The organism is Adlercreutzia equolifaciens (assembly GCF_029076695.1).
Lineage (GTDB): Bacteria > Actinomycetota > Coriobacteriia > Coriobacteriales > Eggerthellaceae > Adlercreutzia > Adlercreutzia equolifaciens_A.
Genome location: NZ_JARFIK010000575.1, coordinates 1 through 290 on the forward strand (window position 1 = coordinate 1; position 290 = coordinate 290).

General features: G+C 36.9%; 1 protein-coding gene. It reads left to right on the plus strand.

The window, feature by feature from the left end; translation table 11 throughout:
- On the plus strand, nt 1-290 hold a 290-nt coding region (locus PZH32_RS13655; protein WP_275208800.1), incomplete at both ends, for a VaFE repeat-containing surface-anchored protein.

Below are 290 nucleotides of genomic sequence, written 5' to 3' on the forward strand. Positions count from 1 at the left end.
CACAAAACGGGGGAGCCTGTTCTGGATTCAAAAGGGAAGAAAATATTCGGATTGCAGAAATTCATTCCTAAAACAGCAAAAGGCAGTGTGGAAGTAGAGTTTAATTTCGATGGAAATACATTAGCAGGAAAAAATATTACAGTGTTTGAAGAGTGTTATCTGGACGAGGAGCTGATCGCGGTACATAAAGATATTGAAGATATCAGTCAGATGATACATTTTCCGGAATTGAAGACTTCTGTGAAAGACGATCAAACGGGAATACATATTATAAAGTCTGAAAAGGATAT